The organism is Bacillus sp. EB01, from assembly GCF_000613125.1.
In the GTDB taxonomy this organism is placed as follows: domain Bacteria; phylum Bacillota; class Bacilli; order Bacillales; family Cytobacillaceae; genus Bacillus_D.
On record NZ_HG964497.1, the window covers coordinates 3,285,427 to 3,307,750 of the forward strand.

At 38.7% G+C, this 22,324-nt stretch carries 22 protein-coding genes and 2 tRNA genes; 7 read left to right on the top strand and 17 right to left on the bottom strand.

Features of this window, described 5'->3' with window-relative positions:
• The first annotated feature begins 21 nt into the window (after positions 1–21).
• The 3 genes from TY16_RS14985 to galE all read left to right on the top strand — a co-directional run bounded on the left by TY16_RS14985 (position 22) and on the right by galE (position 3,322).
• Positions 22–843, top strand: coding sequence for a UTP--glucose-1-phosphate uridylyltransferase (locus TY16_RS14985; RefSeq protein WP_043932669.1), 822 nt, complete (start codon positions 22–24; stop codon positions 841–843).
• Positions 844–869: 26 nt separating this feature from the next.
• Positions 870–2,150: a UDP-glucose dehydrogenase family protein gene (locus TY16_RS14990; protein WP_081772998.1), complete on the top strand. Its 1,281-nt coding sequence runs from the start codon at positions 870–872 to the stop codon at positions 2,148–2,150.
• Between the two features lie 188 nt (positions 2,151–2,338).
• Positions 2,339–3,322, top strand: a complete 984-nt coding sequence (gene galE, locus TY16_RS14995) for a UDP-glucose 4-epimerase GalE (protein WP_043932670.1) — start codon at positions 2,339–2,341, stop codon at positions 3,320–3,322.
• A gap of 84 nt (positions 3,323–3,406) precedes the next feature.
• Here the strand turns inward: galE and TY16_RS15000 are convergent, their stop codons facing one another.
• The 5 genes from TY16_RS15000 to TY16_RS15020 form a co-directional block, all read right to left on the bottom strand.
• Positions 3,407–4,366, bottom strand: a complete 960-nt coding sequence (locus tag TY16_RS15000) for a GDP-mannose 4,6-dehydratase (RefSeq protein WP_043932671.1) — start codon at positions 4,364–4,366, stop codon at positions 3,407–3,409.
• 138 nt (positions 4,367–4,504) lie between these two features.
• The gene (locus TY16_RS15005; RefSeq protein WP_043932672.1) at positions 4,505–5,233 is read right to left on the bottom strand and encodes a glycosyltransferase family 2 protein; all 729 of its coding nucleotides are present in this window, start codon (positions 5,231–5,233) and stop codon (positions 4,505–4,507) included.
• Complete coding sequence (locus TY16_RS15010) at positions 5,230–5,925, bottom strand: glycosyltransferase (protein ID WP_052342749.1); 696 nt, start codon at positions 5,923–5,925, stop codon at positions 5,230–5,232. Before TY16_RS15010 ends, TY16_RS15005 begins: the two co-directional genes overlap by 4 nt.
• 183 nt (positions 5,926–6,108) lie before the next feature.
• Complete coding sequence (locus TY16_RS15015) at positions 6,109–7,329, bottom strand: glycosyltransferase (protein ID WP_052342750.1); 1,221 nt, start codon at positions 7,327–7,329, stop codon at positions 6,109–6,111.
• Positions 7,330–7,399: 70 nt separating this feature from the next.
• Complete coding sequence (locus TY16_RS15020) at positions 7,400–8,380, bottom strand: hypothetical protein (protein ID WP_052342751.1); 981 nt, start codon at positions 8,378–8,380, stop codon at positions 7,400–7,402.
• A gap of 175 nt (positions 8,381–8,555) precedes the next feature.
• Between TY16_RS15020 and TY16_RS15025 the strand changes: the two genes are divergently transcribed.
• A complete protein-coding gene (locus tag TY16_RS15025) occupies positions 8,556–9,608 on the top strand; it encodes a glycosyltransferase family 61 protein (RefSeq protein WP_052342752.1) in 1,053 nt (350 codons plus the stop codon).
• A gap of 91 nt (positions 9,609–9,699) precedes the next feature.
• On the opposite strand, the gene TY16_RS15030 is transcribed toward TY16_RS15025, so the two are convergent.
• The 4 genes from TY16_RS15030 to groES all read right to left on the bottom strand — a co-directional run bounded on the left by TY16_RS15030 (position 9,700) and on the right by groES (position 14,229).
• A complete protein-coding gene (locus tag TY16_RS15030; RefSeq protein ID WP_043932674.1) occupies positions 9,700–9,975 on the bottom strand; it encodes a hypothetical protein in 276 nt (91 codons plus the stop codon).
• 149 nt (positions 9,976–10,124) lie between these two features.
• A complete protein-coding gene (locus tag TY16_RS15035) occupies positions 10,125–11,432 on the bottom strand; it encodes a YheC/YheD family endospore coat-associated protein (protein WP_197028407.1) in 1,308 nt (435 codons plus the stop codon).
• 833 nt (positions 11,433–12,265) lie between these two features.
• The gene (gene groL, locus TY16_RS15040; protein WP_043932676.1) at positions 12,266–13,900 is read right to left on the bottom strand and encodes a chaperonin GroEL; all 1,635 of its coding nucleotides are present in this window, start codon (positions 13,898–13,900) and stop codon (positions 12,266–12,268) included.
• A gap of 44 nt (positions 13,901–13,944) precedes the next feature.
• Positions 13,945–14,229 carry a co-chaperone GroES gene (groES, locus tag TY16_RS15045; protein ID WP_043932677.1) on the bottom strand — a complete coding sequence of 95 codons (285 nt, stop codon included), beginning with the start codon at positions 14,227–14,229 and terminating at the stop codon, positions 13,945–13,947.
• Between the two features lie 328 nt (positions 14,230–14,557).
• Between groES and TY16_RS15050 the strand changes: the two genes are divergently transcribed.
• The gene (locus TY16_RS15050; protein ID WP_043932678.1) at positions 14,558–15,292 is read left to right on the top strand and encodes a CPBP family intramembrane glutamic endopeptidase; all 735 of its coding nucleotides are present in this window, start codon (positions 14,558–14,560) and stop codon (positions 15,290–15,292) included.
• On the top strand, positions 15,289–15,498 hold the full coding sequence (locus TY16_RS15055; RefSeq protein ID WP_043932679.1) for a YdiK family protein: 210 nt from the start codon (positions 15,289–15,291) through the stop codon (positions 15,496–15,498). The genes TY16_RS15050 and TY16_RS15055 overlap by 4 nt, the downstream gene beginning before the upstream one ends.
• Positions 15,499–15,515: 17 nt before the next feature.
• Here the strand turns inward: TY16_RS15055 and TY16_RS15060 are convergent, their stop codons facing one another.
• Both TY16_RS15060 and moaC read right to left on the bottom strand, forming a co-directional pair.
• The gene (locus TY16_RS15060) at positions 15,516–16,187 is read right to left on the bottom strand and encodes a redox-sensing transcriptional repressor Rex (protein WP_043932680.1); all 672 of its coding nucleotides are present in this window, start codon (positions 16,185–16,187) and stop codon (positions 15,516–15,518) included.
• A gap of 49 nt (positions 16,188–16,236) precedes the next feature.
• Entirely contained in the window at positions 16,237–16,731 is a 495-nt protein-coding gene (gene moaC, locus TY16_RS15065) for a cyclic pyranopterin monophosphate synthase MoaC (RefSeq protein WP_043932681.1), read from the bottom strand.
• A 226-nt stretch (positions 16,732–16,957) separates the two neighbouring features.
• Here moaC and TY16_RS15070 point away from each other — a divergent pair, with 226 nt between their 5' ends.
• Positions 16,958–18,877: an ABC-F family ATP-binding cassette domain-containing protein gene (locus TY16_RS15070; protein WP_043932682.1), complete on the top strand. Its 1,920-nt coding sequence runs from the start codon at positions 16,958–16,960 to the stop codon at positions 18,875–18,877.
• Positions 18,878–19,123: 246 nt separating this feature from the next.
• Here the strand turns inward: TY16_RS15070 and tsaD are convergent, their stop codons facing one another.
• The 6 genes from tsaD to TY16_RS15100 form a co-directional block, all read right to left on the bottom strand.
• Positions 19,124–20,146: a tRNA (adenosine(37)-N6)-threonylcarbamoyltransferase complex transferase subunit TsaD gene (gene tsaD / locus TY16_RS15075; RefSeq protein WP_043932683.1), complete on the bottom strand. Its 1,023-nt coding sequence runs from the start codon at positions 20,144–20,146 to the stop codon at positions 19,124–19,126.
• Positions 20,143–20,604 carry a ribosomal protein S18-alanine N-acetyltransferase gene (rimI, locus tag TY16_RS15080; protein ID WP_442853223.1) on the bottom strand — a complete coding sequence of 154 codons (462 nt, stop codon included), beginning with the start codon at positions 20,602–20,604 and terminating at the stop codon, positions 20,143–20,145. The genes tsaD and rimI overlap by 4 nt, the downstream gene beginning before the upstream one ends.
• Positions 20,597–21,298, bottom strand: a complete 702-nt coding sequence (gene tsaB, locus TY16_RS15085) for a tRNA (adenosine(37)-N6)-threonylcarbamoyltransferase complex dimerization subunit type 1 TsaB (RefSeq protein ID WP_043932684.1) — start codon at positions 21,296–21,298, stop codon at positions 20,597–20,599. Before tsaB ends, rimI begins: the two co-directional genes overlap by 8 nt.
• Positions 21,295–21,750: a tRNA (adenosine(37)-N6)-threonylcarbamoyltransferase complex ATPase subunit type 1 TsaE gene (tsaE, locus tag TY16_RS15090; protein WP_043932685.1), complete on the bottom strand. Its 456-nt coding sequence runs from the start codon at positions 21,748–21,750 to the stop codon at positions 21,295–21,297. The genes tsaB and tsaE overlap by 4 nt, the downstream gene beginning before the upstream one ends.
• Before the next feature lie 216 nt (positions 21,751–21,966).
• Positions 21,967–22,043, bottom strand: a tRNA-Asp gene (locus tag TY16_RS15095).
• Between the two features lie 7 nt (positions 22,044–22,050).
• Positions 22,051–22,124, bottom strand: a tRNA-Met gene (locus TY16_RS15100).
• Between the last annotated feature and the right edge of the window lie 200 nt (positions 22,125–22,324).

A 22,324-nucleotide genomic window follows, 5' to 3' on the forward strand; every position in this document is an offset into this window, starting at 1 on the left:
TTAGGAAGGAGGGGATTAACCATGGTGAAAAAAGCAATTATCCCTGCAGCTGGGTATGGCACGCGAAATTTACCGATTACAAAAGTATTACCGAAGGAAATGATGCCTATCTGTGGGCGCCCCGCCATCGACTATGTTGTTGATGAGGCCATAAAATCAGGGATAAAAGAGATTCTAATCGTTGTTTCACGCTCTAAAAATATGATTCTCGATTATTACGACCGTTGTCCAGAATTAGAGAATCATTTAGCATCAAGCGGGAAACACCATTTATTAGAGAAACTTGAACTTCCTAAAGTTCATATTCAATATGTAAGACAACCATATGCAAGAGGTTTGGGAGATGCCATCCTTCTAGGCAAACAGTTTATTGGAAACGAACCTTTTGCCGTAATGCTGCCAGATGAAATCATTCTTTCCGATGCAAAACCGGCTTTACTGCAGCTGATTGATTTATATAATCTCCATCAAAGCAATATTCTTGGATTAAATAAGGTAGACAAGAAATTCCTCCACAAATATGGGGTTGTCGAACCAGAAGGGCGGCAAGACGGTATTATTAAGATTTCCAATATTATCGAAAAACCCGATCGTTCGCCGCCGTCTGATTTAGCTGTGATTGGGCGGTATGTGTTAGAACCTTCAATTTTTCAGTCTCTAGAGAAAATCCCTCCCGGCAAAGGAGGAGAAATCCAGTTAACGGATGCTATTAAACTGATGTTACATGATGCCCGTTGTTATGGGGTGAAAATACTCGGGTCCAGATATGATATTGCGACCGTTTCGGACTATGTAAAGCTTATTAATAAAATTTGCGGTCTATCTTCTGCTGCCGATGATTAACAACTTAGAATAACTGGAGGATGATGATGAAAATCTTAATTATTGGTACAGGGTACGTCGGGACAACCACTGGGCTTGTTTTTTGTGAAATGGGCCACAATGTAACCGGACTGGACCTTGATGAACGAAAGGTAAATTCTCTGCAATCCGGAAAACTCCATTTCTACGAACCTGGTTTAAATGATCTTCTTTCAAAGCATCTCCACCTTAAAAATATCACCTTTACCACGGATACACAGCAAGCCATTAAACAAAACGATGTTATTTTTTTATGCGTCGGTACCCCGCAAAGTCCAAATGGAAGCGCTGATTTGCAGTATGTCAAAAATGCAGCAAGCTCAATTGGAACTCATATGAATCGGTATAAAGTAGTGGTTAACAAAAGTACGGTCCCCGTTGGAACAGCGGAGCTCGTTTCAAACATCATAAAAGAAAATCAAACCTCGGAAGTCCCCTTTGATGTGGTTTCCAACCCCGAATTTCTAAGAGAAGGGTCTGCCTTGAGTGATGCCTTGCACCCTGACCGAGTTGTCATTGGGTCAACAAGCAGAAAGGCAGCTCAAATAATGAAGGAACTGTACAAAGAGGTTTCTTGTCCCATTATCGAAACCAACCCAACATCGGCTGAACTGATTAAATACGCAGCCAATTCCTTTTTGGCATTAAAAATTTCCTTTATGAACGAGCTGGCGAGATTATGTGATGTACTTGGAATAAACGTTAAAGAAGTTTCAAAAGGGATCGGCCTAGATCATAGGATCGGTTCTCATTTCCTTCAAGCAGGCATTGGTTATGGGGGATCATGTTTTCCGAAGGATGTGCAGGCCTTGCTTCATACTTCACGCCAAAAAGGAATCAATCTATCCATCCTTGAACGCGCAACTGAAGTGAACAGAACCCAGGCAGTCTATTTTCTGGAAAAAATAAAGGATACACTTGGAGACCTAAGCGGAAAAACCATTGCCGTGTTTGGATTAGCCTTTAAAGCCAACACGGATGATACTAGGGAATCTCCTAGTCTGGCTGTCGTTGATTATTTGGTGAACCATAAAAGCAATGTAAAAGTTCATGATCCAATCGTTAAACTCAAACCTGACAAATTTACTCAGTGTTCATCCTTTGAGGAAGCAGCTACTGGTGCAGATGCAGTTATCATCTGTACTGATTGGGAAGAATATCGGAATCTGGATTGGGACCAATTGAAAGGTTTAATGAAGCAGTATTATATTTTTGATGGGAGGAATATAGTGGACAAAAATAGAGTAGTTGATTTGGGTTATCATTACGTGGGAATAGCGAATGGTTAGATTTCATCATTTAAAAAATGAACTTAAAAGTCACCTTTTAAGTTCATTTTTTCCACAGTATAATATGTGCTTAGATTAGAAATGTTTAACATTAAGATAAGGATTAGGGACCATTAACAACTAAACCTCTTCCCATATAAAGGTGAAGTAGATTTTAATAGAAAAACATAGTTTCGAGGTGATAGTAAATGATACTCGTAACTGGTGGTGCAGGGTATATCGGCAGCCATGTTACCAAAGATCTCCTAGACATTGGACATAAGGTGGCAATTTTAGACAATTTGTCAACTGGGCATTTAAAGGCTGTTGATAAACGGGCACATTTTATCTTTGGTGATATGGGAGATGAAAAATTATTAGATAAAATCTTCAGTACTTTACCGATAAAAGCAGTAATGCATTTTTCTGCAAATTGTTTGGTAGGTGAATCTGTTAAAAATCCATTAAAATATTATGAAAATAATGTGAGTAAAACCCTTGTTTTACTTAAAACAATGACACAATTTAATATTAACAAGATTATTTTTTCTTCAACCTGTGCTACTTATGGATTACCAACCACTGAAGTTCTTTCAGAGGACCATCCAACAAATCCTATTAATCCATATGGTCATTCTAAACTGATGATAGAAACAATTTTAAAAGATCTTTACACTAGTACTGGATTAAATTTTGTGGTATTAAGATACTTTAACGCTGGCGGTGCTCACTTTTCAGGGGAAATTGGAGAAGATCATGAACCAGAAACTCATTTGATTCCCAATGTTTTAAAACACCTACAAGGAAAAACAGATTCTATAGAAATTTTTGGTACAGACTACAATACTCCAGATGGTACATGTATTAGGGATTATATCCATGTTTCTGACCTATCCAATGCTCATATCTTGGCACTTGAATATTTGATTAGCAAACATAAGTGTTCAGAAACTTTTAACCTTGGCAATGGTATGGGATATTCAGTTATGGATGTTATTAAAACATGCGAGGCGGTAACAAATAAACGGGCTGTTATTCAATTTCTGGGACGCAGGAGTGGCGATCCCCCGAAGTTAGTAGCTTCCTCTGAGAAAGTCAAAAAGGTTCTAGGATGGAGTCCAAAATACTGCCTAGACCAAATCATTCAATCTGCATGGTCTTGGCATAAAAAGTACCCGGAGGGGTTTAAATAGCCAAGTCAATTTAAATTAAAAAGCCATGCTCGACCACCGGTATAACTCGAGCATGGCTTTTTTAAATTTATGACTCAACAAAAATTAATTGGACAAGTTTATTTTCTCTTTAAACTTCTCAATGGTTACTTTCAATCCCTCTTCAATAGAAACTTTAGGTTCCCAGGACAATATTCTTTTTGCCTTTGCAATATCTGGTCGTCTCATTTTTGGATCATCATGGGGAAGTGGATGGAATGTAATATTACTTTTTGATTCAGTTAATAACTTTATTTTGGTTGCAAGGTCAAGAATGGTTAACTCTACTGGATTTCCAATATTTATAATTTCCCCATTAGCTTCTTTTTTTTCCATAAGGAGTCTCAATCCGCGGATGGTATCAGAAACATAGCAAAACGACCTAGTTTGTTTTCCATCACCATAAACTGTAATATCTTTCCCTGTTAAAGCTTGTGTGACAAAATTCGAAATGACCCGGCCATCATCATTAGCTAAATCTGCAGAATAAGTATTAAAGATCCTTGCAACCTTCACTTTTACTCCATAAAGAGAATAATAAAGGTAGCATAAAACTTCACCTAATCTTTTTGATTCATCATAACATGCCCTTGGTCCCCATGTGTTCACATTTCCACGATAGTCTTCAATTTGGGGGTGAACTTCTGGATCCCCATAAGCTTCACTTGTACTGGAAAATACTATTCCTGCCCCGTTTTGTTTAGCAATTTCAAGCATATTCTTTGTTCCTAATGTATTTACATTAATGGTCTCGAATGGATACCTTTGATAATATTTTGGTGATGCTGGAGAGGCCAAATGAAAAATCTCGTCCACACCGGTTAGCCTAGGATCATGTAGTAATTCATCGGAGCAAATATTTGTTCGGATAAAGAAAAAGCGGTCATTGTTTATTTCCCTGATATTCTCCAATTTCCCCGAGACGATATTATCTATTCCTATGACTGTATCGCCTTCTTCTACTAGTTCCTTTGCCAACTGTGAACCGAGGAAACCTGCTACACCTGTTATAATAATTTTCTTCAAATTATAACCCTCCACAATTTAATCACTTTTCTCAGACATAATATGCAAGAAAGTTCTAATTGTTTAGGAATCTTTAACAATGCAAGAGAGTCTAAGAAAAGTGCAGAAAGGGTCGGTGCTTAGGAGACAGTAAAAACACTAATTATTTTCCCAGTCATAAAAACCTGGCATTATAGAAGGAATATCTGCATAAATGCTCCTTCTTTTTAATAAAAAGTCATTCACATCCGAATGATGGTGAGTTGGCTGATTATATCTCATATATACATAATGCTCCTTAGATAGCGAATACATTTTCATACCCTGCTGAAAGCATTCTCGTTGAAATCCACTGTCCTCCCCTCGATTCAAATCTGGAAAACTCACACTTTTAAAAATATCCTTTTTAAAGACAAGTGTGGCACCACTAAAAAAATAAGAGGATCTGTATTGATCGTTTCCGTTATTTAAAATCCACCTGTTTTCATGGTTAGGGTTGTATAATCGTAATTCTTGATCCCTTTTGAAGTAAACATAAAAACTACTTTTCCCAACAATATCTGCTTTTGTATGATCTAAAGTCTCACGTGCTTCTAATAAAAATTGGGAGCCATAGAAGTCATCATCATCCATCTTTGCTATATATTTACTGGAGGCAATGTCCACTCCTTTATTTAGACAATTCCCCAAACTCATTTCCTCAGGGAATTGCCTTAATTGGAATTTAATCTTATTCCTTGGTAACTTTTTGTATATCTCCTCTAAATTTACTCTCATAGAATTAACAATTAAGATGAGTTCTTTCTCCTTTAATGATTGTCTTTGAAAATTGTAGAGGATGTTGGGTAAGAAGCTCTCCCTATTTGTACAAACAACTACTGAAGTCAAGAATCTCCCCTTCTTTCCAAAATAACCTCTTCGAAATTTTCTGTTAAGCCAATTTTTATACACTCTTTTTGAAAGGTTTGGTTGTCAATCTTCCAAGAGTGTTGATGATGATCTTCATATCGTATCAATACGTAATCGTAATATTTGCCTGAATATAAAGATATTTTTTGATCAAAACAATCCTTTTGAAATTGTACATCCTCACCAGTATTTAATTCCTGAAATTGTACCTTCTCCATTACCTGCCTTTTTAAAACTAATGTACCTCCTGCCAGGAGTACCCTTTTATTCTTTAAAAATAAGTCATTCATTCTTGGCCGATATAATGATAACAACTTATCCTTTTTAAAATAAACAAATATGGATGCCTTCCCTATAACACTTGCACCTGTGTCTGCAAGCAATTTAAGTGAATTACTTAAATAATATGGGGAATAGTAGTCATCATCATCAAATTTAGCAATTACATCATATTGTGCTTTACTAATACCATAATTTAGGCACTCCCCTAATGTTTTAGCCTCATCTAGATGGAATACTTTAATATTCGGTGATGTGCTCTTGTGGATTTTTATTCCATTTTTATTCAAAATAATAATTAGCTCTTTTTTCTCCACATTTTGCCTTTTAAAGTTATCGATTACTCGATCTAACATATTTGGTCTCATTGTACTGGTTACAACAGAAATCAATATTTTACCTCCTATATTCATTTATACATATTTATGTCTCTAAGATATAAAATATTGAGGTCAAACTATGGAAAAAGATAAGTATCATGTCAAAAGCATACAGGTTGCTGTCTTTGTCTTTACTCATAATAAAAAGTGTTATGTCAGGCAAAAGTCAACATAACACTTTTTTATTCTTTTTTACTATTTATTTTTTACTATATCGAGATATATTTGCTGATAGCTATAGGCCTCTTCTGCAACGGTAAAATTCGCATATCTATCCAGCTTTTTCTTTATTGAATTAAGAATCGTTGGGTTGGTAATTATTTTTTGTAAAGTATTTCTCAAATTCGAAACGTTACCTAATTTAAATGTAAATCCATTATAGCCATTGGTGATGATATCTGTAATCCCCCCCACATCCGAGGCAATAACAGGTAAGTTACAAGATAATGCCTCATTTATTACTTGCGGCCTATTTTCATGCCAAGTTGAAGGGACGATTAGCGCATCTATTTGATTAAAAATATCTCCTAATTGAGTTTCATCATAGACCCCACAATATTCTATATTTTCACTATCCCTACATAGTTGGATAAGTCCCTCGTCTCCCAAACCGTACATTTTTAATAATGGACTGTTTGAATTTGATTTTAAATTTTTAAAGGCATCTAATAATAATGGGACTCCTTTATGTTGTTCAATACTTCCTGCATATCCAAAAGTAAGTTTATCCTCTTTTTTATAAAATTTTTTGTTCACTTTAAGGTGTTCCACATCTACTCCGTAGTTAATGACTTCCAGATTAAGTCCAGAATACTCTTGCTTAAATAGACTTCCTAAGAATTTAGAAGGAGCAACGACAGTCTTTGCACCGTATAGAATGTCTTTAGACTTATTGTATCTATGCCCTATCCACTCCTGCTCAAATTCTGGGCATGACTTCAAACATGCCCTTGTTTGATTGGCACCAAAACATAAATCGCCATTCGATTTTTTTAGAATTGCATAAGGACACATGAGATAAAAATCTGTCAGAGTTAAGATATAGGGTATATTAAGCTCTTGAATTGCTTCGACAAATTCGGCCACTCTAATGGTGTGGCTAACGTGAACAAGGTCAGGTGCTTCTTTTATGAGCAATTCCTTCGCAAGCTCTCGAAGGTCTTTTTCGCTGGTTAATTGTTTCCAATCTCGTTCTGGCCTCTTTAAAGCAATAATCTCAACTTCTTTATATGAAAATTCTCTATATAGGATCTCATTAAAAGATTGGTCATAAAAAGTTTCTTCATAAAAGCTCATTGTAATGACCTTAATCTCATGCCCTAATACCTTCATTTGCTTTGCAAGGTTTAACACAAACTTTTCTGTTCCACGGTAATGTTCAGGTACAAATTGATGGACTAAATAAATAATTTTCATACACACTCTCCCTTCAAATGAGAATATACATAGCCGTAGCCTGAATTAGATGCCCACTGTATTCTGCTCGTTATTTTTCTCTTCTTGCTAACACCCTGTTTGAGTATTTAAAGGGAAAGGGAAATTTATCTTGTAATTTTTGATTGTGGCGGTAATAAATTTTTGTGCGAGGTTTGATCTGTTCACCACTTGTAAAATAATTATAACTCCACGCGATATCCTTTAGTTCCCGATATTTCATCTCAGTAATTTCATCTAAATATTCATCTCTTAAGAGAGAAAAGAAATTAGTTTTATCGGGTAAATAAATATTTTCTAATCCGGAGAAATGAACAAAGCGGACTGGCTCTCCATTTACAACGTATTGTCCATTTGAGCCTTTATTGATGTTTCGTTTTGTAAAATTCCAATTAGCAATATTATATCCTGGATGAAGTAAAAGGTGGGAGTTGGGGAAAAAACATGGAACAAATTCTAACCACTTTTGATCTAAAAATAAACCATTTTTATAATCGATATAACAATGAAAACGGCATCTTTCAGCCCACCAATAAAGAAAATCCTTGGCTTCTTTGGACCTATTAATGGCAATAAACCCACCATTAATCACTCCATCTCGTAATCTTGAAAACTCCTCGTGATAATTGATTTCAACCGGTTCTGTATTGTGAGGGGTAACCATAATAGACTTTGATTGCAGCAATTCCCTAACCTCTTCTAACGGGCTATACACCTTCATGTCCGAGTCCAAATAGATAAACTCATTAATATGCTTATATTCATTCACTAGATATGACAACAAATAAGGCTTAACTGCACATGCGGCTTCGTATTGGTTATATTTAAACACAAATTTGTCAAAATCTGGTATCCCAATATCTTTTGCAAGAACGATACGATCAAAGTATGGAAAGTCCTTTACAATTGGATGAATCTCTTCTTCAACAAGGCATAAAACTAGCTCACTAAATGGATGATGCTGTTTTGCGGATTTTGCCATATTTAAAGACAGTGGAAGGTGATTGTTACAGCAAACAGTACATATAATCAACATTTTCACTCCTTAACAAATATAGCCCCTATTTTAAAATGCAAATGGGAAGACACTTATTAACCAGCCTCCTACATAATATGGGATAAGCGAAAGCATTGTATGGGTAATAATCTAGAAAGGTTGCTTTACTTTTTATTTGGCATAAACCTTAAAAATGTTTGGAGGGAAAAACTTGGAGCAATTATTGCCACCGATAGGAATTTATAACTCACTAAAGGATTGGTTTTCATATACGGACCCCAATGAAAGCGAATATCATCAAATATATCCTGCCACCTCCTTTAAAAGAACAATTAAACACCCGCCTTCTCGGTATCCCATAGTATTAGAGGGGGGAGATATTGGAATTATACCTCATGGTGGAATATGGGGATTAAATGGCGCCATTATTACTGCTAATAATCACCTAATTTGGGATGTTTCAAAAGAAATGGTTGAAACTCCGTATAAACATTCAATTTTCAAACAAAAGTCTTTACCTCCTGTATCCCACTATTACAAAAGCGCAGCAGACTTAACACATGTGTTTAGTGAAAATTACTATCACTGGTTATATGAGGTGCTTCCTCGAATTCATTTACTCGAACAAAGAGGCATAAAACCCGAATATTATATCTGTAAATACAACGCTTTACCTTTTCAATCTGAAACGTTAAGCCAATTAGGATTTTTGGAAAAAATAGTAATAACCAACCACGATACCCATTTACAAGCTGAAGAGTTAATTGTACCTTCACAGCCATCCTACGCAACGAAATGGGGTTTTGACTTTTTAAGAAGATCATTTTTAAAGGAAAATTCCTTAAAGCCATCAAAAAGGATTTATATACGCAGGAAGGGCTACCGGAGAATTACAAACCAAGGGGATATAGACGAGTTACTCTTTAAGTATAAATTTTTACAGGTTGAACTTGAAACCCTTTCCTTTTTTGAGCAAGTGCAGCTATTTTCTTCAGCTGAAATTATTATCGCCGCACATGGAGCGGGTTTAGCAAATCTGACCTTTTGTACCCCCGGTACACAGGTACTTGAAATTTTCTCACCTACCTATATAACTCCTCTTTATTGGACCATTAGCAATTTCGGTAATCTAAATTACCATTATTACATTGGACAATTAAGTGAACAGGATAAGTACAAATCAGACCAAGGGTGGCATGGTACAGATAATATAGTAATTAATCTCTCCAAACTCAGCTCCTTTCTAAAAAAATTAAGATTATAAAAAAAACAATCCATTTAATTTATTAGTGGATTGTTTTTTCATACCAAATAAATGAGTCCCTAGGAGCATTATATATATAGAAGCTTTACTCCTAATTATCAAGTAAATCTAAAGAAAAACTCTCAACATCTTTACAACGTATAACCGTTAACCTTGACTCAACAAAAGGTGTAATCATACCAGGCTCAATAATTTTTATGCAACAATCCTTCGTTACATTCTCCAATTCACCCTCAATAATATCACCTGATTTTGTCTTAATTGTCACCTCTTGAAATCTAAATTTCTTGAGAATTTGACAAAGACAATCCTTTTTACATGAATGTCTCTCATTACAGCAGCAATGTTTGTCTTTTTTTACTCCCAACTTGCCCATCTCCTTCTATTTTATTCGCTCTCCTTCATACATTATTCTTTTTAAAGCAAGTTGTAAGGGCGCCTAACCTTCTGTTTGTGCCTATTTTTAATATATTGGAAATATAGGTTCATACATCCTCTTCAAAACTTCACATACGTTTAAACTACAGTAAGCCCCGCCAATGATTTGGCATACAACAACGGTGTACTGACAATCTTTTCATAAATTTCCATATCAACCTCAACTGCATCCAGGATCATTTTATGTGCGTGAAATTTATTGGCCTCTAATACCCATGGTTTTAACTCTTTATCGATGATGACATCCAAACCTAAATCACCATAAACCCCAAAAACCGACTCCAATTGAAGACAAACCTCTTTACAAACTGAGATGACTTCATTTTGTTTTTTAATCGCGGCGTTGTGTTTCAATTGAAATACTGTTTCAAGGGCCTCTATCCCGCTTACAAGTGAACCTGCATCATTCGTAATAATGTGTTTTGGCTTTCCATACCTGGCAATGACCGTCGTGCATTTCCATTCTTTTGTCTCGTCTTTTTGCATGATGACCCTGAAATCGACATTCTTGTTTTGGTTTTTTGAGGTAACGGCTTTTTGGATTAGATATTTTTTTCGGCTAAGCATTTTTTCACAAAAATGCTCCATTCCCTTCTTCTTAGCTAGTTGTTTTTGTCCTTTGACGAATATCACTTCATAATGGCTGCGGAGGTTGACGACTTTAAAAATCCCGTTTCCTAGCGAGCCTTTCACCGGTTTTAAGTATATCTCATGATGAGTATTTAACATTTCGAATAAGTTGTGGGGGTCAGTGTATTGGCAGGTTGGCAAAAGGTAGGTACTTGTTTCATCTGATTTCATTAGGGCATCGTGAAATTCCAATTTGTTAAACATATACGAGTTGAACATCTTTCCTTTATATTTTTCGCTCAACTGTTCCTCGAGCTCGTTAGGCGGATTTTTTCGTTTATAGATGACTTCTGGCAATGGAAACGTACCACTCACCCAGTTTGGTTCCCCTTGAGAATCTGGCGAATAACAATATCCTTTGACCGTTTGGGTTTTCCAGTCAAAATCTGACCAACGTGCTAGATAAGCTAAACCATTGACACTTTCATATTGTTTAAAGTAAGGCTTCAAGCTTTCCACCCTTTTAGGCGTTAGTTTCTTGTTTGTTAGAATCATCGCAATGACTGGTCCTATGTGAATTCCGTTATCATCAACCGAGATCTCATAGCTTAAATCAGGCAGTTCAAAAGGAAAATCTATTTGCTTACTCACCCCTATGGACTGATCCTCCAAACCTTCAGCCTCTTTAATCTTCATCTTTTTCGACCATTTTCCAATATGGAGCCAATACCAATCCTTATTTAATTGATACTCCACAATCTGTCTGTTCGGCAACAACATAACGTCAGGCTCAGTTTTTACAAAATGAATTTTCAAGCTTGCACATCCTCTCAGGTACATTAAATACAGGGGATCTGTTTTCATTATATTCTCCGGTGCAGTCTAATGTTGGTGGTCGACTAAAAATGGGCCTTCGCCTATCCGCAACAGTACTCTGGCAAAAAAAAAAGCCTCTATTATAAAATAGAAAGCATTATTATTATAATTTTTCTAAATGTAATTCCCATCTAAAGTTTGGACAAATTTTTTTGATAACCCCACATATGTTTTCTGTTTTTCCTAACCAAATAAATGACGGGTTACCAAAACCCTATATAATCCAAATAACAATTTTGAAGGCTATCAGCTACCTACTCCCAAAACAAAGGAATCCGTCCGAATAGCAAAGATTGATTATATCTGGTCAATTTACTTAAAAAGTATCGTGTAAAGCAAAATAAGATTAAACTCAAAAACAGACTCATTTATAAAGACAGTGGGTTTATATTTGCCCGGGATGATGGACATCCGCAATTAAGAAAAGTAATTGAAACAAGGCTTAAACGATTGCAGAATAAATCAGGATAGAAAAAAATATCCTCGCACATTCGTTCAGACATACTCATACTTCTTTATTAATCCAAGCCCGGGTGGGATTAAAGAAATTCAGCAGCGGTTAGGTGATACCGATAACAATATAACATGAACATTTACGCCCATATAACTGCAAAAATGGAAGAAAAGGCCTCCCAACAGTTTAGCAAACTGATGAAAGACCTTCTCCTTTAGTTAACTTTTTTGTCCTAGGTTGCCTTGTTTTTTGTAAAACGAGGACAAGAAAAGCATATATTCATTTTAAACGTTGGTATAACAAGGTTCTAAAACCTTAATTACATCATGCCGCCCATTCCGCCCATTCCACCCATGTCAGGCATTCCGCCGCCTGCACCAGCTGGTTCTGGCTTGTCAGCAACAACCGCTTCAGTTGTCAGGAACATCGCCGCAACAGATGCAGCGTTTTGAAGCGCTGAACGTGTCACCTTAGTTGGATCAACAATACCAGCTTCAATCATGTTTACCCATTGGCCGTTAGCAGCGTTGAAACCAATGCCGATTTCTTCACGCTTCAGGCGATCAACGATAACAGAACCTTCAAGGCCTGCATTGTGGGCAATTGTTCGTACTGGCTCTTCCATTGCGCGAAGAACAATGTTCACTCCAGTTGCTTCATCGCCTTCAGCCTGGATTTCAGCTACTTTGCTATATACGTTAAGAAGGGCAACGCCACCACCGGAAACGATACCTTCTTCAACTGCAGCACGAGTTGAGTTCAGGGCGTCTTCGATGCGAAGCTTGCGCTCTTTCAATTCAGTTTCAGTTGCAGCACCAACTTTGATAACAGCTACGCCGCCAGCTAGTTTTGCAAGGCGCTCTTGAAGCTTTTCCCGATCGAACTCGGAAGTTGTTTCTTCAAGCTGAACGCGGATCTGGTTTACACGGCCTGCGATAGCTGCAGAGTCTCCAGCACCTTCAACAATTGTAGTGTTTTCTTTTGTTACAACAACCTTGGACGCGCGGCCAAGTGATTGGATGGTTGCAGATTTGAGGTCACGGCCGAGTTCTTCAGTAATGACTTCTGCACCGGTAAGAGCAGCGATATCTTCAAGCATGGCTTTACGACGGTCACCGAAACCAGGAGCTTTAACAGCAACAGCGTTGAATGTGCCACGGAGCTTGTTGACTACCAATGTAGCAAGAGCTTCGCCTTCAACATCTTCAGCAATCATCAAGAGCGGCTTTCCCTGTTGAACAACCTGCTCAAGAACAGGAAGGATTTCTTGGATATTAGAGATCTTCTTATCAGTAATCAAGATAAATGGATTGTCGAGGACAGCTTCCATTTTATCAGTGTTTGTTACCATGTAAGGAGAAGCATAACCGCGATCAAATTGCATACCTTCAACTACATCAAGCTCTGTAGTGAAGCCTTTGGATTCTTCGATTGTAATAACGCCGTCATTTCCAACGCGTTCCATTGCTTCTGCAATCAATTGGCCTACTTCATCATTGTCAGCCGATATCGCAGCAACCTGTGCAATCGATTCTTTTCCTTCAATTGGCTTGGAAATTGCCTTTAACTCCTCAACAGCAACCTTCGTTGCTTTTTCAATCCCTCTGCGAAGAACCATTGGGTTGGCACCCGCTGTAACGTTCTTCAATCCTTCGCGGATCATCGCTTGCGCCAGAACAGTTGCAGTAGTGGTACCGTCACCAGCAACGTCATTTGTTTTGCTTGCAACTTCAGCAACAAGCTTGGCACCCATGTTTTCAAAAGCATCTTCAAGCTCGATTTCTTTCGCAATGGTTACACCGTCGTTTGTAATAAGCGGAGAACCGAATTTCTTTTCAAGAACAACGTTTCGCCCTTTAGGTCCAAGTGTAACTTTAACAGCATTTGCAAGTGCATCTACACCGCGAAGCATCGAGCGGCGTGCATCTTCACTGAACAAAATGTCTTTTGCCATTGTTCAAAACCTCCATGTATTTATTCATAATTCGTCCTGCTAAATTAGCCGATGATAGCAAGGATATCACTTTCACGAAGAATCAAATACTCTGCGCCTTGGTACTTAACTTCTGTACCAGCGTATTTTGAGAAGATAATACGGTCGCCTTCTGAAACCTCAAGAGCAACTTTTTCACCGTTATCGAGGACGCGGCCAGTGCCAACTGCCACAACCTTGCCTTCTTGCGGCTTTTCTTTAGCTGTATCCGGCAGAACGATTCCGCTTGCAGTCGTTTCTTCCGACTCAACAAGCTCAATGATAATGCGATCACCAAGTGGTTTTAACATTCGAACAACCTCCTCAAAGCATATGTAGAATTTTTATTAGCACTCTATCAACTCGAGTGCTAACACAATTATTATAATAATGAATCCTTATTTCTTTTGCAAGCGTGAAGTCAATTTTTTATGAAAAAAATCACCATAAAAGTATTTCCTTTCCCTTAAAAGATATGCGCGAAGCTTTCTTGATTGAAATACACTTTGCTTTATGAAAGAATTAAGGATAGTGCAAAGGCAGGAGATAGAAAGAACCACGCTTAATCCCTGGAATTGAAAGTACTAAGCATTCAAACTAAAGATAAGGGTACTTTATTTATAAAAAGGAGTATTTGACTTGAAACGTGAGTATGGATTTGTCTTAATTGTTTATATTGCAATGCAGCTTTCAAGCCTTGTTGGTGTTCCGCTCCTCGCGTTTTTGATTGCCGGGAATGGGGAAAGCTTAGAATCAGCCCGGATTAACGCCATGAATTATTGGATTTTGATCAGCTTTATAAGTGCACTTCTCATCATCCTTTTTATCCTTCGCAAGGAAATGAGGGAATCTCTAAATTCGATGCAAGGCAAAGATGTCAGGGAAATCTTAAAATGGGGAATCGGCGGTATTTTTCTTGCCTACTTCGCACAATATGTTGCGATCATCATCGAGCAAATGCTTGGAATAAAACCTGGATCGGAAAATACTCAAGGTATTATGGAGATGATTTTTGGTTTCCCTGCCGTTATGCTTGTCACTTCGATAGTAGGACCAATACTGGAGGAACTTGTTTTCAGGAAAATTATCTTTGGCAGCCTTCATCACCGCTTTAACTTTTTTATTTCCGCACTTCTCAGCTCTATTATTTTTGCTGCTGCACATATGGAATTTGAGCATATCCTTTTATATTCCGCCATGGGCTTTACCTTTGCATACCTTTATGTTAAAACCAAAAGAATTATCGTACCGATTTTTGCCCACGTTGCCATGAATACGATGGTTGTTATTATTCAGATCGTCTTTAAAGATGATATTGAAAAAATAATGCGTGAAGCAGAAAAAATGCAAAACTTCATCGGAGGGTTCCTATGAGACCAACACCATTGTTTTCAGCCTTCATTTATATTCTGTTAGGCGTATTATTTACTTATTTTGCTATAGAGAATGTCAAACAAGAAGGATGGGGATTCTTTTCCTGGCTCCTCGTTATTTTGGCAACCTTTGATTTGGGAGCTGGAATTAGGATCATTATGTTATATTATAAAATTAAAAGAGCACAGACTGACAAAAAAAAGTGAGCCCATTTAAAGTGGACTCACTTTTTTTCTTCCTCGGTTTCTTCTGAAAGATCTACCGTAGGATAATTTTTTAAGAAATAAATTAATGATTGCAATTCAACCGCTAAATCAATATGATGTACCCTAATGAACGGCGGTACATTCAATCGTGCTGGAGTAAAATTTAAAATCCCTTTTACATTAGCTTCAACAAGTTTATCCGTAATCGGTTGGGCTGCTGAAGCAGGTACAGTTAAAATTGCAACTGAAATGGGGTCTTCATTTAAGCGGCTTTCCAATTCATCCATATGATAAATTGGCACATTGCTAATGCTAGTCCCAACTTTTGATGAATCGACATCAAACGCCATCTCAAACCTTGTATTGTTATTTTTTAAAAAGTTATAGTTTAAAAAAGCTGTTCCCAAATTACCTACACCAATAAGTGCAACCTTTGTCAATTCATCTTGATCCAGTGTCTTTCGAAAAAACCCGAGCAAATAATTGACATTGTACCCATAACCCTTTTTACCAAGCGCCCCAAAATAAGAAAAGTCCCTGCGGATTGTAGCTGAATCAACCTTGACCGCCTCGCTCAGCTCAGCTGATGAAACCCGTTGCTTTCCAGACGAATGGAGATTCTTCAAAAACCTGTAATAAAGTGGCAGGCGTTTTGCTGTGGCCTGCGGTATTTTCATTGTTTCACTCATCCCTTATCCCCCAATTCTCTTCCATGCCAAGGTAATGTGACTTATTACTTTAGCCCAATTCAGAATCTCGTTTAAAATCCCCATTTTTCCCGCCTGTCTTTTCCATAAGATAAGTTGGGCCAATAACCATTCCCTTATCAATTGCCTTGCACATATCATAAACGGTTAATGCGCATGCGGAGGCTGCCGTTAGCGCTTCCATCTCCACACCCGTATTCCCTTTTGTTTTCACGCCAGCGGCTATTTTCAGCCTATGTCCCTCTTTTTCTTCTTCCCATAGGAACGTGATGTCCACACCCGTCAGAGGAATGGGATGGCACATTGGAATAATTTCAGACGTCTTCTTTGCAGCCATAATTGCTGCCACCTGGGCTACCGCAAGAACATCTCCCTTTTTCATTTGATTGTTGGTAATTCGTTCGTATATTTCGTTATTCACTAATATGCTCGAATAGGCAACTGCGGTTCTAACTGTTTCAGGCTTATTGCTGACATCTACCATCCTTGCCCGGCCTTCTTCGTTAAAATGGGTGAATTCAGCCATTGCTATACTCCTCTCGAGTGCGGTTCCCTGTATTTAACCGTTCAGTTATCCATAGTATGGATGTTATTATTAGTTTCTTATTGAATAATACACTATTTTCCGCAAATTGTGTATGGGCTATGTTTTTTGATTCACAAGTTCAAGGCAGCAAAAATTCTTGTCAGGTACGGTTATTGCCGTTAAACGGGGGATACGTTACACTTTAATAGTAATGAGGTGATTACTTATGATCTTGCTTCAAGTAAACCAGGTTGCAAAATACTTTGGTGCTGATCTTATTTTATCTAATATAAAGCTAGAACTGCAAACCCGGGACCGGGTTGCGCTTGTCGGAAGGAATGGAGCTGGAAAATCCACGCTCTTAAAAATCATTGCTGGCCAAATTAGCCACGATGGTGGAGAAATTATCAAGCCAAAAGATGTCACTATCGGTTACCTTGCTCAAAATACAGGTCTTGAATCAAGTCTCTCAATTTGGGATGAAATGCTGAAAGTATTTGAGGAGGTACGCAAGCTGGAGGCCTCGTTGCGCTTACTTGAAAACGAGATGGCAAACCCGGCAGTTTTTGAAGATGTGGTTAAGTATGAGAGGATACTTAAAGAATACGATGGCCTTCAAGTCCGCTATAAGGAACAAGGTGGATATCAATACGAGGCAGACATACGTTCAGTCTTACACGGTCTGAACTTTCAGAGCTATGATTATTCAACCAATATTTCAAGCTTGAGCGGCGGCCAAAAAACTCGGCTTGCTTTAGGAAAACTGCTCCTTCGTAAACCGGACATCCTGATTTTGGACGAGCCAACCAACCATCTTGATATTGAAACACTTTCCTGGCTTGAGCAATATTTGCAAGGTTATGACGGTGCAATTTTAATTGTATCTCATGACAGATACTTTCTTGATAAGGTTGTTAACCAGGTTTACGAACTATCCCGAATGCAAATTCAGAAATTCACCGGGAATTATAGTTCATATTTAGTTCAAAAAGCCGAAAATTATGAGCGTGAGTTAAAGCTTTTTGAAAAGCAGCAAGATGAGGTTGCAAAACTCCAAGATTTTATTCAGCGAAATTTAGCCAGGGCATCCACGACAAAACGGGCCCAAAGCAGGCGAAAAAAGCTTGAAAAAATCGAATTAATGGAGCGGCCATCTGGGGATGAAAAATCTGCAGTATTCTCCTTTGAAATTGAACGGCAAAGCGGCAATGATGTTCTCGAGGCTGACGCACTTTCGATAGGCTATGAGCAAGCAGTATCTAAAAATGTTACTTTCAGCATTACAAAAGGAGACAGCATTGCCCTAGTTGGGCCAAATGGGATTGGCAAATCAACATTACTTAAAACCATCGTCAAGCAATTGCCTGCTATTTCGGGTTCAATCCGGTATGGTACTAACGTCATGATAGGTTATTATGATCAGGAACAAGCAAACTTAAAATCCAATAAGCGCGTCCTGAATGAACTTTGGGATGATTATCCACTAAAGCCTGAAAAGGAAATCAGGACGATTCTGGGAAACTTCCTATTCTCTGGTGATGATGTTCTTAAGCCAGTTTCTGCATTGAGCGGCGGGGAAAAGGCAAGGCTCTCCCTGGCGAAACTTATGCTGGAAAGATCAAACTTTCTAATACTTGACGAACCAACCAACCACCTTGATCTTGATAGCAAGGAAGTATTGGAAAATGCTTTAATTGATTATCCTGGAACCCTCTTGTTTGTTTCCCATGACCGTTATTTTATCAATCGAATTGCCACAAAGGTTATTGAATTAAATAAGGCAGGTTGTAACGAGTACCTTGGTGATTATGATTATTTCCTGGAGAAAAAGCAGGAAATGCTTGAAATTGCTGAACTGGAAAAAAAGGCTCAAATAGATAGTGAAACTAGTACAGATACAGCGAAGTCTACTTTTCAAAAGGACAAGGAATCAAAGAAACTTGATAGACAGCGGAAACGAAGACTCGAGGAAATTGAAAACCGCATTGAGGAATTGGAAGGAAAAATTGATAAAAATGAGACTCTCCTTTGTGACCCTGAGGTTTATCAGGATCATGAATGGGTACTGGCTATTAATCAGCAAAATGAACAGGCACGGTCCGAGCTTGACAGCCTTCTCGAAGAATGGGCCGAATTAGCAGAATAAAGCGCAGGTTATCCTGCGCTTTTCTACACTTTTATCCACATTTTTGTCCACATGAGATTCCTTTATAAATGGGTTATCAACTGACTTATCCACTTTGTCCACAGAGTTCAATAAAATCATCCACATTATCAACAGGAACACACGTGCTTATCCACAATTTTTTCAAAATGAAGATTATTATGTTTTTGGTTATCCACAAAAAAGAAGCACCGGGAAATTCCGATGCTTCTTTTAAATAGTATGACTCTATTCGTTATATTTTTCAATTGCCAAGCCAGGGTTTGCATTCAGCGTCATGTCTGCTCTAATTCCTTTGTCGAACATAATACTACCTATAGCAGCAATCATAGCCGCATTGTCTGTACAAAGAGAAAGAGGCGGGATAATCAGTTCTAAGCCTTCCTTGTCTCTAAATGCCTCTTTAAGCGCACTTCTTAATCCCTTATTGGCCGCAACACCACCAGCAAGCAGGACCTGCCTTACATTGTATTCCTCAGCGGCCCGCAGAGTCTTAGTGACAAGTACCTCTATGACACTCTCCTGGAAGCTTGCAGCAAGTTCGGCAGGAATTATACTCTCACCACGTTGCTGCGCATTATGGACGGTATTAATAACAGCCGATTTCAGTCCACTGAAACTAAAGTCATAGGACCCCTCCTCCAGCCAGGCGCGGGGCAGTGGGATAGTAGCAGCCCCCTCTTGGGCAAGCCTATCGATGTGAGGGCCGCCAGGGTATGGCATCTCCAATACCCTCGCTACTTTATCGTAAGCCTCTCCGGCTGCATCATCACGCGTTTCTCCAATTACTTCAAAATGGCCATGTTCTTTCATATAAACCAATTCCGTGTGCCCACCCGAAACGACCAGAGCCAGCAAGGGAAATTTCATTTCAGTTACAATCCTATTAGCATAAATATGGCCAGCAATATGATGTACTGGGACAAGTGGTTTTTGATGTGTAAAAGCAAGTGCCTTCGCTGCGTTCACACCTATTAAAAGCGCTCCAACCAAACCTGGGCCCTCAGTTACGGCAATCGCACTAATATCATCCATCGTGGCCTCTGCCTGCTTCAAAGCTTCTTCTAGTACCATTGTCATCTCCTCAACATGGTGGCGTGAAGCGATTTCTGGTACAACTCCTCCAAAGCGTTTGTGGCTTTCAATTTGGGAGGCCACAACATTTGCCGCAATTTCCCTTCCATTCTTTATTATGGCTACAGCCGTTTCGTCGCAGCTCGTTTCAATTCCTAAAATCAATTGATTTTTCATCCTAATTTCACCCACATTACAATCCCATCTTCACCATTGTCCGTGTAATAGTTTTTTCTTATTCCGCCATCCTGAAAGCCCAGCTTCCTATAAAGATTTCTTGCAGGAAGATTGGAAACTCTTACTTCGAGGGTCATGCTTGTTGCTCCCATTTGCTTTGATGTTTCCATCACTTTTCTCAACAATGCTTCACCAAGCCTTCTACCCCTGTACTGCGGAAGGATAGCAATATTTGTTATATGTGCCTCATCTACAACGATCCATACTCCACAATAACCTATAGGTTCTCCTTTTTCCTCCAAGATTATATAGACGGCGTACTGGTTATGATGAAGTTCATTATAAAATGCTTCCCTGCTCCAGGGAAGTGTAAAAGATTCTTTCTCAATTATCATAATTCGATCCAGGTCTTCCTCTTTCATATATCTGAACGACAAGGTTTCATGAATATCATTCATGTCCATTTCCCCTTGTTTCAAGCCACTTTGCTTCCGCTTCGGCAAGACGGATATAATTTGGCACGAAGGAATGAGTATCTGCAGCCTCCAATTCTTTTCCCAGAAAAGCAAGCTCTGAGGGCCTTGGATTCATTTCGGCAGGACTTGCAAAAAATGCCTTTCCTCCTAGTGAAGCCTGTATCACGGTTTGATGAAGGCTTGAGTCATTGCCTATAAATAATACCTTTTCCCCAAGCTCCGCCAAATAATTAGACCAATCATCCATCAGAACCAGACGATCTGATACAACAGCATCAACCAATCCACTTTTTGCTTTGTAAAGTCCTGTATAAGCCTGTCCACGTCTTGCGTCAAATAGAGGTGCAATGCAGCCATCAAAATAACGTCCGTTCATGGCTAGTACATGAAGGCTCGATACACCCACCAGCGGAATATTTAAGGACCAGGCCATTGTTTTGGCAACAGTTACTCCAATTCGAACCCCTGTATAAGAACCAGGTCCTTCCGCGACAACTATACGGTCCAAATCAGCAGGCTTAAGACCTGCTTCATGTAGCGTAAGTTCGATAGCGGGCATAATTCTGATGGAATGGTTTTTCTTCAAGTTGGTACTATATTCTGCAACTACTTTATCCCCATCCGTAACTGCCACACCGAGCGGGTAATTTGATGTATCAATAGCAAGTATTTTCATGAAAAGAACTCCTTACATAATTGCTCATGCCGGCTTCCTTTTGGATTAAAAAGAAGCTTCCTCTTATTGTCTGGCTCATGGCTTATTCTTATATCTAGTCTATCCAGGGGAAGCTGATCGCCAATCAGATGTGCCCATTCAACGACTGTTACGCCTTCCCCTTCAAAGTACTCGTCAAAGCCAAGGTCCTCATACTCATCTGTTACTCTGTATACATCCATGTGATATAAGGGCAAACGGCCATAATATTCCTTAATAATTGTAAAGGTCGGACTACTAACCATTTTTTCAATGCCCAGTCCTTTTGCCAATCCCTTTGTAAATGTTGTTTTTCCTGCACCGAGGTCTCCCTCAAGAGTTAGTACATCACCTGGCTGAAGATAACCGGCGAGCTTTTCAGAAAGGCTCATTGTTTCCTCAGTACTTGATGAAATATATTCAAATACGTTCATGTCATCACCTTTATTCAGGGAACTTTAGATACACCTGTTGGTTATGGCTGCAAAAAAACCTTAGGAAGTAAGTTCCTAAGGATAATACGCCTATATGTAGTTTACATGATTTTATGAAAATGGGCAAAAAGGCCAGAAGTAATGGAGAAATTCTCTAGAAATAAAAAAAGACGAAACCAATGTTTCGTTTTCCTTTATCAGTCTATGAAACTGAAATGGCGGTCTGGACGGGACTCGAACCCGCGACCTCCTGCGTGACAGGCAGGCATTCTAACCAACTGAACTACCAGACCAATATAATTGCGGGGGCAGGATTTGAACCTGCGACCTTCGGGTTATGAGCCCGACGAGCTGCCAGACTGCTCCACCCCGCGACGATAAAAATGATTCTGTTTTCACCATGCTCTTAGCGAGCAATGACTTTTCCCTTAAATATTCTATGCACTAACTACACTTCATGTTACAGCGCAAAAATAAAATTGGGATAGCCCGGCAGCGTCCTACTCTCACAGGGGCTTACGCCCCAACTACCATCGGCGCTGAGAAGCTTAACTTCCGTGTTCGGGATGGGAAC